General features: G+C 76.6%; 9 protein-coding genes. 7 read left to right on the plus strand and 2 right to left on the minus strand.

Annotated elements, in window-relative coordinates:
* The first annotated feature begins 39 nt into the window (after nt 1-39).
* Nucleotides 40-678, plus strand: a complete 639-nt coding sequence (locus EJA20_RS03430; RefSeq protein ID WP_205687342.1) for a TetR/AcrR family transcriptional regulator — start codon at nt 40-42, stop codon at nt 676-678.
* A 63-nt stretch (nt 679-741) separates the two neighbouring features.
* Nucleotides 742-1,260, plus strand: a complete 519-nt coding sequence (locus tag EJA20_RS03435) for a phosphoribosyltransferase (RefSeq protein ID WP_129336764.1) — start codon at nt 742-744, stop codon at nt 1,258-1,260.
* A gap of 39 nt (nt 1,261-1,299) precedes the next feature.
* On the opposite strand, the gene EJA20_RS03440 is transcribed toward EJA20_RS03435, so the two are convergent.
* Both EJA20_RS03440 and EJA20_RS03445 read right to left on the minus strand, forming a co-directional pair.
* Nucleotides 1,300-2,061: an HAD hydrolase-like protein gene (locus EJA20_RS03440; RefSeq protein ID WP_240674968.1), complete on the minus strand. Its 762-nt coding sequence runs from the start codon at nt 2,059-2,061 to the stop codon at nt 1,300-1,302.
* On the minus strand, nt 2,058-2,846 hold the full coding sequence (locus tag EJA20_RS03445) for an HAD hydrolase-like protein (protein ID WP_240674969.1): 789 nt from the start codon (nt 2,844-2,846) through the stop codon (nt 2,058-2,060). The genes EJA20_RS03440 and EJA20_RS03445 overlap by 4 nt, the downstream gene beginning before the upstream one ends.
* A 366-nt stretch (nt 2,847-3,212) precedes the next feature.
* Between EJA20_RS03445 and ileS the strand changes: the two genes are divergently transcribed.
* The 5 genes from ileS to dhaM all read left to right on the plus strand — a co-directional run.
* Nucleotides 3,213-6,488: an isoleucine--tRNA ligase gene (ileS, locus tag EJA20_RS03450; protein WP_129336765.1), complete on the plus strand. Its 3,276-nt coding sequence runs from the start codon at nt 3,213-3,215 to the stop codon at nt 6,486-6,488.
* Nucleotides 6,485-8,095, plus strand: coding sequence for a bifunctional folylpolyglutamate synthase/dihydrofolate synthase (locus EJA20_RS03455; protein ID WP_129336766.1), 1,611 nt, complete (start codon nt 6,485-6,487; stop codon nt 8,093-8,095). The genes ileS and EJA20_RS03455 overlap by 4 nt, the downstream gene beginning before the upstream one ends.
* 233 nt (nt 8,096-8,328) lie before the next feature.
* Entirely contained in the window at nt 8,329-9,324 is a 996-nt protein-coding gene (dhaK, locus tag EJA20_RS03460; RefSeq protein ID WP_129336767.1) for a dihydroxyacetone kinase subunit DhaK, read from the plus strand.
* 28 nt (nt 9,325-9,352) lie between these two features.
* Entirely contained in the window at nt 9,353-10,039 is a 687-nt protein-coding gene (dhaL, locus tag EJA20_RS03465; protein ID WP_129336768.1) for a dihydroxyacetone kinase subunit DhaL, read from the plus strand.
* Nucleotides 10,036-10,504: dihydroxyacetone kinase phosphoryl donor subunit DhaM (dhaM, locus tag EJA20_RS03470; RefSeq protein ID WP_129336769.1), on the plus strand; the 469-nt coding region annotated here is incomplete at its 3' end. The genes dhaL and dhaM, both read left to right, overlap by 4 nt.

A 10,504-nucleotide genomic window follows, 5' to 3' on the forward strand; every position in this document is an offset into this window, starting at 1 on the left:
TCGTCAACGGACGGCCACGGGCCCGGCGGCAAGGGGGCCGTGGCCGGTCCTCCGACCCCCCTCGGGCCCGGTGTCGGGCCGGGTGGCGGGCCCGGTGCCGGGCCGCCCGCGCGCGAGCGCGCCGACGCCGCCCGCAACCGGTCACGCGCCCTGGCGGCGGCCGAGGAGCTCTTCGCCGAGCAGGGGGTGGCGGCGACGACGATGGACGCGGTCGCCGCGCGCGCCGGCGTCGGCAAGGGCACGCTGTACCGCCGGTTCGGGGACAAGGCCGGGCTCGCCGCCGCCCTGCTGAGCGAGCGGGGGCGCGAGCTGCAGCAGGGCATCCTCGCCGGGCCGCCGCCGCTGGGTCCGGGCGCCCCGCCCGCGCGCCGCCTCGTCGCCTTCGTCGAGGCGTACCTGGCCTTCCAGTCCTCGCGCGTGGACCTCGTGCTCCTGTCCGAGACCGGCCCGCCCGGCGCCCGGCTGCGCAAGCCGTCCTACGCCTTCTGGCGGCAGCACTGCACGCTGCTGCTGTCGCAGGCCGGGGCGCCGGACCCCGCCCTGCGCGCCGAGGCGCTCCTGGCGTCCCTCGCGGCCGAGCAGGTGCAGCACTGGCTCCGGGAGGGGCGGGACCCCGAGGCGCTGCGGGGGGCCCTCACGGGCGTCGCCGCCGCCCTCGTGCCGTCCCGCGACCCGTGACGTCCCGCGGCACCGGGCACGGCGGCTCGGTGGCCCGGCCGGCCTGCCCCGTAGGGTGGCGCCATGGCGACCACCGAGGCGGCGGAGGGGCAGGCGCTCCCGGCGGACCGCGAGGTCCTGACCTACGAGGCGTTCGGCGTCGCCGCCCGGGACATCGCGCAGCGGGTGGTCGACTCCGGGTTCGACCCCGACATCGTCGTGGCGGTCGCCCGCGGCGGGCTCCCGGCCGGCGGCGCCGTGGCCTACGCGCTCGGCACGAAGGCCGTGGGCACGCTGAACGTCGAGTTCTACACGGGCGTCGACGAGCGGCTGCCCGACCCCGTCCTCCTGCCGCCGCTGCTCGACACCGAGGCGCTGCACGGGCACCGCGCGCTCGTCGTCGACGACGTGGCGGACACCGGGGAGACCCTCGCGCTCGTGCGCCGGCTCATGCAGCAGCACTGCGACGAGGTGCGCACGGCCGTCCTCTACGCCAAGCCGCGGTCGGTCATCGACCCGGACTACGTGTGGCGGCGGACGGACCGGTGGATCACGTTCCCCTGGTCCGCGCTGCCCCCGGTCGAGCGGAGCCCGCAGGGCTGACCACCGACCGCTCCGGGGCGGCGGCGCGCCCCGGGCGGGCTAGAGGTCCGCCAGCCCCAGCGCCTCGAGCACGGCCGGCGCCAGGTCCCGCGGCCGCATGACGAGCCGCGAGGCCCCCGCACGCCGCAGCTCGTCGGCGCCGCCGTAGCCCCACGCCGCGCCCAGGCAGGCCAGCCCGTGGGCGCGAGCGCCGTCCACGTCGTGCTCGCGGTCGCCGACCATGACGACGTCCCGGGGGTCGGAGGTCCGCTCCGGGCCCAGCCACGCCAGCGCGTCGCCGATGACCTGGGCCTTCGACGAGGCGGCCTCGTCGAGGGGCGCGCCGAACACCGCGTCGACGAGCCGGTCCAGCCCGAGCTCGCGGCACACCGGCCGGGCGAACACCTGGGGCTTGGAGGTGGCGACGACGAGCACGACGCCCTCCATCCGCAGCCGCACGAGCGACTCGGCCACCCCGTCGTAGACGTGCGTCTCCCACAGCCCGACCGCCGCGAACTGCTCCTGGTAGTGCGCGATGGCGGCCTCGAGCAGCTCCGGCGGCACGCCGTGCGCGGGCATCGAGGTCGTCATCGGTGGCCCGACGAAGGTGCGCAGCACCCCGTCGTCCGGCACGGGCAGGCCGAGGTGGGTGTAGGCGGCGCGCACCGAGGCGACGATGCCCTCAGCCGAGTCCAGCAGCGTGCCGTCGAGGTCGAGCAGCGCGACCGGGCCCGGGGGCAGCGTGTCCGGCGCGGGGTCCGTGCGCAGGTCGGCGGCGACGCTCTCGGGGGTGATGGCGCGCCGCCCCGGGGCGGCGCTCACCGGTCCGCCCCGACGGGCGAGGGCTCGACGACGCGGGCCCCGGCCGGGCGGCCGACCCCGCCGGCGCCGGGCCACCCCGCGGCCGCCAGGGACGCGAGCACCGCCGCGGGCAGCCCCGCCGGCGTCGCGACGACCGACTCGGCCCCGGCGGCGACGAGCTCGCCCTCCGGTCCGTAGCCCCACCCCGCGCCCAGGCAGGCGAGGCCGTGGGCGGCGGCGCCCTCGACGTCGTGCAGCCGGTCGCCCACCATGCGCGTCCACCGCGGCCCGGGCGTCCGGCGGGGGCCGAGGTCGGCCAGCGCGCGCCCGATGACCCCCGCCTTGCCGATCGGGCGGTCGGGGTCCGGGTCGCCCCACACGCCGGCCAGGTACGGCGTCAGGCCGAGCCGGTCGCAGATGGCGTCGGCGTTGTGCTGCAGCTTCGAGGTCGCCAGGGCCAGCGTGAGGCCCGCGTCCCGCAGCGCGGCCAGCGCCTCCGGGACGCCGTCGTAGACGCGGTTGAGGTGCTGCCCGACCGCCGTGTAGTGCCGGCGGTAGACGCGCACGCCCTCCGCCAGGCGGTCGGCCGGCACGCCGTGACCCTCGAGGTTCGTGCGCAGGGGCGGCCCGATGAAGGTCCGCAGCGCCGCGTCCGTCGGGACGGGCAGGCCGAGGGTCTCGAAGACCACGCGGGAGGAGGCCATGATCCCCTCGCCGGACTCCGTGAGGGTCCCGTCGAGGTCGAGCAGGACGAGCGGCGGCACGTCGGTGGCGGTCGGGCGGGCAGCGGGGTCACCGGGAGGCACCGGGCCATCCTCGCCCACCCCCGGCGACGCCCGCACCGGCCCGCACCCGCCCGCACCGCCTCGTCGCGGAGCGGTCCCCGCCGCCGTCCCGCCCCTCACGCGGTGCGGCAGGGGCAGCGGCTACAGTGGCGCCCACAGGCGTCGACCCGGCCATCACCGGCGAGCCTCCGGAAGAAAGGGCGGCCCGCCGCCCGAGTAGAACCGGACGGGCAGGCCCGTCACAGCCGTCACGAGTGGTCGCCTCCCCCCGGGGAGCCGGCAAGCGAGGTGGTACCGCGGTGCCCCGGACCGGTTCCGGTGGTGCCGTCCTCGCGGCCCGGCAGTCGCGCACCCGTCGGGGTGCGCCAGGATCAGGAGCCTGTCCTCGTGGCCTACCCCCTGCACCGTCCGGCGTCGCCCGACGCCGTGCCCGCCTCCCCGGACCTGCCCGCCCTCGAGGCCGAGGTGCTGGCCCACTGGGAGGCCGACGGCACGTTCGCGGCGAGCGTCGACGCCCGTCCGGCGGGCGAGCAGGGCGCCAACGAGTTCGTCTTCTACGACGGCCCGCCCTTCGCCAACGGCCTGCCCCACTACGGCCACCTGCTCACGGGCTACGTCAAGGACGTGGTGCCGCGCTACCAGACGATGCGCGGGCGCCGCGTGGAGCGCCGGTTCGGGTGGGACACCCACGGCCTGCCGGCCGAGCTCGAGGCCGAGCGGATCCTCGGCCTGACGGACAAGTCGCAGATCGAGGAGATGGGCATCGCGGCGTTCAACGCCGCCTGCCGCGAGTCCGTCCTGCGCTACACGGGGGAGTGGCGCGAGTACGTCACGCGCCAGGCGCGCTGGGTGGACTTCGACCACGACTACAAGACCCTCGACACCACCTTCATGGAGTCGGTCCTGTGGGCGTTCAAGACCCTGCACGACAAGGGCCTGGCGTACGAGGGCTACCGCGTCCTGCCCTACTGCTGGCGGGACCAGACGCCGCTGTCCAACCACGAGCTGCGGATGGACGACGACGTCTACCAGGACGTGCAGGACCGGACCGTCACGGTGACGTTCCCGCTCGAGGGGGAGCGCGCGGAGGCGCTCGGCCTCACGGGCGTGGCCGCGCTCGCCTGGACGACGACCCCGTGGACGCTGCCGACGAACGCCGCGCTCGCGGTCGGCCCGGACGTCACCTACGTCGTCGTGCCGCACGCCGTGCCGGCGGGGGAGCGGACCGGCCCTCAGGCCGCGCTGCGCGACGAGCGCTTCCTGCTCGCCGAGCCGCTCCTGGGCGCCCACGCCAAGGACCTGGGCTACGCCTCGGCCGAGGAGGCGCTCGCCGCCGTGGAGCGCCGCGTCACCGGGACCGAGCTCGCGGGCGTGACGTACCGGCGCCTGTTCGACTACTTCGCGGACCCCTCCTACGGGAACGAGAACGCGTGGCGGGTCCTCGTCGCGGACTACGTGACGACGGAGGACGGCACGGGCGTGGTCCACCAGGCCCCGGCCTACGGCGAGGCGGACCAGGAGGTGTGCGAGGCGGCCGGCATCCCGACGATCCTGTCCGTCGACGCGGGCGGCCGCTTCACCGCCGCCGTGCCGGACCTCGCGGGCCTGCAGGTGTTCGAGGCCAACAAGCCGATCATCGACCGCCTGCGCGCCGACGGCCGCCTCCTGCGCGAGGCCTCCTACGTGCACTCCTACCCGCACTGCTGGCGCTGCCGGAACCCGCTCATCTACAAGGCGGTGTCCTCCTGGTTCGTGCGTGTCAGCGCCTTCCGGGACCGCATGGTCGAGCTCAACCGCCAGATCGCCTGGACGCCCGAGCACCTCCAGGAGGGGCAGTTCGGCAAGTGGCTCGCCGGGGCCCGCGACTGGTCGATCTCCCGCAACCGCTACTGGGGCACGCCCATCCCCGTGTGGGTGTCCGACGACCCCGCGTTCCCCCGCACGGACGTCTACGGCTCCCTGGCCGAGCTCAGGCGCGACTTCGGCCGGGTCCCGACGGACGAGGCGGGCGAGCCCGACCTGCACCGGCCCTTCATCGACGAGCTCACGCGCCCGAACCCCGACGACCCGTCGGGGCGGGCGACCATGCGCCGGATCCCCGACGTGCTCGACGTGTGGTTCGACTCGGGCTCCATGCCGTTCGCGCAGGTCCACTACCCGTTCGAGAACGCGGAGTGGTTCGAGCACCACTACCCGGGCGACTTCATCGTCGAGTACGTGGGGCAGACGCGCGGCTGGTTCTACACCCTGCACGTGCTGGCCACGGCGCTGTTCGACCGGCCGTCGTTCCGCTCCGTGGTCTCCCACGGCATCGTGCTCGGCGACGACGGGCGCAAGGCGAGCAAGTCCCTGCGCAACTACCCCGACCCGATGCTCATGTGGGACCGCTACGGCTCCGACGCCGTCCGCTGGTCGCTCATGTCGTCCCCGGTGCTGCGCGGCGGGAACCTCGTCGTGGCGGAGGAGAGCATCCGCGAGGGCGTGCGCCAGGTGCTGCTCCCGCTGTGGAGCACGTACTACTTCTTCACGCTGTACGCGGGCGCGACGAGGGACGGCCGGGGCCTGACCGCGCAGGCGGTGACGGCGGAGCGCGTGCCCGGCCTGCCGGCCATGGACCGGTACCTGCTCGCGCGCACGCACGACCTCGTCGACGTCGTGACGCAGCGGCTGGACGCCCTCGACGTGGCTGGTGCCTGCGAGGCGGTGCGCGACCACCTCGACGTGCTGACGAACTGGTACGTGCGCACGCAGCGGGACCGCTTCTGGGCCGAGGACGCCGACGCGTTCGACACCCTGTGGACGGCGCTGGAGGCGCTCACGCGCGTCATGGCGCCGCTCGCGCCGCTGGTGACGGAGGAGGTCTGGCGCGGCCTCACCGGCGGCCGCTCGGTGCACCTGACCGACTGGCCCGCGCCCGACGGCCCCCTCGTGGCCGACCCGGCGCTCGTCGCCGCGATGGACGGCGTGCGCTCCGTCGTGTCCGTGGCCCTCGGGCTGCGCAAGGCGCACGGGCAGCGGGTCCGCCAGCCCCTGCGCCGGCTCACGGTGGCCGTGCCCGACCCCGACGCGCTCGCGCCCTACCGCGCGCTGCTCGCGGGCGAGCTCAACGTCCAGGACGTCGAGCTCGTCGTGGCCGACGAGGCCGCCGCGCGGGCCCACGGCATCGCCCAGCGGCTGTCCGTCCACGCCCGGGCGGCCGGCCCGCGCCTGGGCCGCGGCGTCCAGGCCGTGCTCCGGGCGTCCAAGGCGGGGGACTGGCGCCTCGAGGGCGACGTCGTGGTCGTGACGACGCCCGACGGAGACGTGCCGCTGCAGACCGGCGAGTACGAGCTGGCGACGGTGGTCGCCGCCGACGAGGGTGCCGCCGAGCCGGAGGCCGCCGCGGCGGTGCTGCCCGGCGGCGGCTTCGCGGTCCTCGACCTCGTGCTCGACGACGACCTGCGGGCCGAGGGCTACGCCCGCGACGTCGTGCGCGCCGTCCAGGACGCCCGCAAGGCCGCCGGCCTGAACGTGGGCGACCGGGTCGTCCTCACCCTGGGCGTCCCGGCCGAGCACGTCGCGGCGGTCGAGGCGCACCGGGCGTTCGTCGCCGAGGAGACCCTGGCCACGACGCTCGTCGTCGGCCCCGCCCCCGAGCTCACCGTGGAGGTGGCCCGCGCATGACCGGTCGCAGGGACGAGGACCCCGAGGTGCCGCGGGAGGACGACGCCTGGGACGGCGTGGTCGAGGACGACGCCGACGACGCGCCGGCCGGCACGGAGGACCCGGTGCGCCCCGACCGCGCCGTGCGCGCGCCGGTCCGCGACGAGGACCACGGCCGCGACGCCGACGGCAGCCGGCGCGACCTGCTGGGGGAGCGGCTGGCCGAGCACGACCGCCGCCGGCAGCCGGCGACCTCCGGCGCGGAGCACCTGCGCGCCGAGGCCGCACGGCAGGCCCGCGAGGAGGCCGACGAGGTCTACCGCGCGATCCTCGAGCGCGCGCCGGAGCACGACATCGACCCGACCCTGGAGCGGGTCCGGGCCGTGCTCGAGCTGCTCGGCGACCCGCAGCGCGCGTACCGGACGGTCCACCTGACGGGCACGAACGGCAAGACGTCCACGGCGCGCATGGTGGAGCGGCTCGTGCGCGAGCACGGGCTGCGCACCGGCCGGTTCACCAGCCCGCACCTGTCCCGGGTGACGGAGCGCATCGCGATCGACGGCGAGCCCATCGCCGACGACCGGTTCGTCGAGGTGTGGCAGGACGTCGCGCCGTACGTCCACCTGGTCGACACCCGCAGCGCCGAGCGGGGCGAGCCCCGCCTGTCGTTCTTCGAGGTCTTCACGGTGATGGCGTTCGCGGCCTTCGCCGACGCCCCCGTCGACGTCGCGGTCGTCGAGGTCGGCCTCGGCGGGCGCTGGGACGCCACGAACGTCGTCGACGGCGAGGTCGCGGTGATCACGCCGGTCGCGATGGACCACCAGCGCTACCTCGGCGACACGCTCGTGAAGATCGCGTCCGAGAAGTCCGGCATCGTCAAGGACGGCGCCACCCTCGTGCTGGCGCGCCAGGAGGAGGACGTCGACGGGGTCGTGCTCGCCGCGGCGGCCGAGCGCGGGGCGCGGGTGGTGCGCGAGGGCGTGGACGTCGACGTGCTGGAGCGCCGGGTCGCCGTCGGCGGGCAGCTCGTCACGCTGCGCGGGCTCGGCGGCGTCTACACCGAGGTGTTCCTGCCCCTGCACGGCGAGCACCAGGCCCACAACGCGCTCCTGGCCCTCACCGCCGTCGAGGCCCTGCTCACGGGCGGGTCGGCGCTCGACGCGGGGGTCGTCGAGGCGGCCTTCGCCGACGTGCGCTCGCCCGGCCGGCTCGAGCTCGTGCGCTCGAGCCCGACCGTGCTCGTCGACGGCGCGCACAACCCGGCCGGCGCCGAGGCGCTCGTGGCCGCCCTCGACGAGGCGTTCTCCTTCGTGCGCGTGGTCGGGGTCGTCGGCTTCATGGCGGACAAGGACGTCGAGGGCATCCTCTCGGTGCTCGAGCCCGCGTTCGACGAGGTCGTCGTCACCCGGGCCGGGTCGTCCCCGCGCGCGATGGACCCCGAGGACCTCGCCGACCTCGCGCGGGAGGTGTTCGGGGAGGACCGCGTGCACCTCGTCGAGCGTCTCGACGAGGCCGTCGACACCGCGGTGCAGCGGGCCGAGGGCGGCGCCGAGCGCGGGGCGGGCGTCGTCGTCACGGGCTCCATCCAGCTCGTCGCGGAGGCGCGGGCGCTGCTGGGCCGGGCCTGACGCCGGCCCCGTCGCCGGGCCGGGGCGCGGCTCGGCGCGGGGGTCGGCCCAGGGCCGGGTGCGGCGGCCTCACCCGGTCGGGGGATGTCGTGGTGGCCGCCGCACCGACGTGCGGCCGCCCTGCACGCCCGTCCCTTGACCCGCGCCCACCTGCGGGGAAGGGTGGGGTCCGCCAGGGCGAGGACGCCCGGCCCGGCCCCGGTGGGTCGCGTGCGCAGGCGGAGGGACGGCCCGTGAAGAAGCTCATCAACGACCCAGCCGACGTGGTGACGGAGTCCGTCGAGGGCTTCGGGCTCGCCCACCCCGACGTGGTGCACGTGCGGACGGACCCCCTCTACGTCACGCGCGCCGGCGGGCCGCGCACGGGCAAGGTCGGCCTCGTCAGCGGGGGCGGCAGCGGGCACGAGCCCCTGCACGCGGGCTTCGTCGGCGTGGGCATGCTCGACGCGGCGGTCCCGGGGGCGATGTTCACCTCGCCCGTGCCCGACGCCATCACCCCCGCCCTGCAGGCCGCCGACGGCGGCGCGGGCGTCGTCGCGATCGTCAAGAACTACACGGGCGACGTCATGAACTTCGAGCTCGGCGCCGAGATCGCCGAGGCCGAGGGCGTCACGGTCCGCACCGTCCTCGTCAACGACGACGTGGCCGTGGAGGACTCGACCTGGACGGCCGGGCGCCGCGGGGTCGCCGGCACGCTGTGCGTGGAGAAGATCGCCGGTGCGGCGGCCGAGCGCGGGGACGACCTCGACGCGGTCGTCGCGGTGGCGGAGAAGGTCGTCGCGAACGTGCGGTCCATGGGCGTCGCGCTCACGGCCTGCACGGTGCCGCACGCGGGCCGCCCGAGCTTCGACCTGGCGGACGACGAGATCGAGATCGGCATCGGGATCCACGGCGAGCCGGGGCGCCACCGCGTCCCCATGGCGCCGGCCGACGCGGTGACGGAGCAGCTCCTCACGCCCGTCGTCGAGGACCTGCGCCTGGGCGACGGCGAGAGCGTGCTGCTGTTCGTCAACGGCATGGGCGGCACCCCGCTCTCGGAGCTCTACGTCGTGTACCGGCACGCCCGCCGGCTGCTCGAGGAGCGGGGCGTCACCGTCACGCGGTCCCTCGTCGGCAGCTACGTGACCTCGTTGGAGATGCAGGGCGCATCCGTGACGGTGCTCCGGCTCGACGACGAGCTCACCGCCCTCTGGGACGCCCCCGTCCGCACCACGGCCCTGCACTGGTGAGACCCCGCCGCGCGTTACGGTGCGGGTCATGGGGCAGGACGGGGTGCCGGACGGCACCGCAGAGGGCGGGGGCAGCAGCGTGACGACGCTCGACGTGACGTGGGCGCAGGCCTGGACGCGAGCCGCGGCGCAGGTCGTGGCGGAGCACCGGGACGAGCTCGTGGAGCTGGACCGGCAGATCGGCGACGGCGACCACGGGGAGAACCTCCACCGGGGGTTCACGGCCGTCCTGGCCAAGCTGGACGGGCTGACGGAGCCGCCCGGCCAGGTGGGGGACGTGCTCAAGCTCGTCGCGACGACGCTCATGTCGACCGTGGGCGGCGCCGCGGGGCCGCTCTACGGCACGGCGTTCCTGCGGGCGGCGAAGGTCACCGCGACGGAGCGCCTCGACGCCGCCGGCGTCGTGGCGATGCTGGAGGCGGCGCTCGAGGGCATCGTCGTGCGGGGCAAGGCGTCCCCGGGCGAGAAGACGATGGTCGACGCCTGGACCCCCGCCGTGCACGCGGCCGTGGAGGCGGCGGACGGCGGCGCGGAGCCGGCCGCGGTGCTCGCCGCCGCGGCCACCGCGGCGGAGGAGGGGGCGGTGGCGACCGACCCCCTCGTCGCGACGAAGGGCCGGGCCAGCTACCTGGGGGAGCGCTCGGCCGGCCACCGGGACCCGGGCGCGGCGTCGTCCGCCCTCCTGCTGCGGGCCGCGGCCGAGGCGGCGGCGTGACCGCGCTCGGGGACGCGCCGGCCGCGGGGGCGACGGACGCGGGCGGGGCCCGGGTCTCGCTCGTCCTCGTCTCGCACTCCCGGCTCGTGGCCGAGGGGCTCGTCGAGCTGGCGGCGCAGATGGCCCCCGGGGTGGTCATCCTGCCCGCGGGCGGCACGAGCGACGGCGGCCTCGGCACGAGCTTCGACGCGGTCGAGGAGGCCCTGGGGCGGGCGACGGCCGACGGCCGCGGCGCCGTGGTGCTCACGGACCTGGGCTCGGCGGTGCTCACCGCGGAGTCCGTGCTGGACGTCGCCGACGACGACGTCGCCGCGCGCACGCGCGTGGTCGACGCGCCCCTCGTGGAGGGCGCGGTCGCGGCCGCCGTGACGGCGGCGGGCGGGGCGGACCTCGACGCCGTCGTCGCCGCCGCGGTCGGCGCGCGCTCCGGCGGCTCGCAGGTCGCGGACCTGGCCGCGCCGCCCG

Source organism: Cellulomonas endophytica (assembly GCF_004123805.1).
Classification (GTDB): Bacteria; Actinomycetota; Actinomycetes; order Actinomycetales; family Cellulomonadaceae; genus Cellulomonas; species Cellulomonas endophytica.

Coding starts and splice junctions, on each gene's coding strand:
- EJA20_RS03435 (WP_129336764.1), top strand. CDS start 742: ATGGCGACCACCGAGGCGGCGGAGGGGCAGGCGCTCCCGGCGGACCGC.
- EJA20_RS03455 (WP_129336766.1), top strand. CDS start 6,485: ATGACCGGTCGCAGGGACGAGGACCCCGAGGTGCCGCGGGAGGACGAC.
- dhaL (WP_129336768.1), top strand. CDS start 9,353: ATGGGGCAGGACGGGGTGCCGGACGGCACCGCAGAGGGCGGGGGCAGC.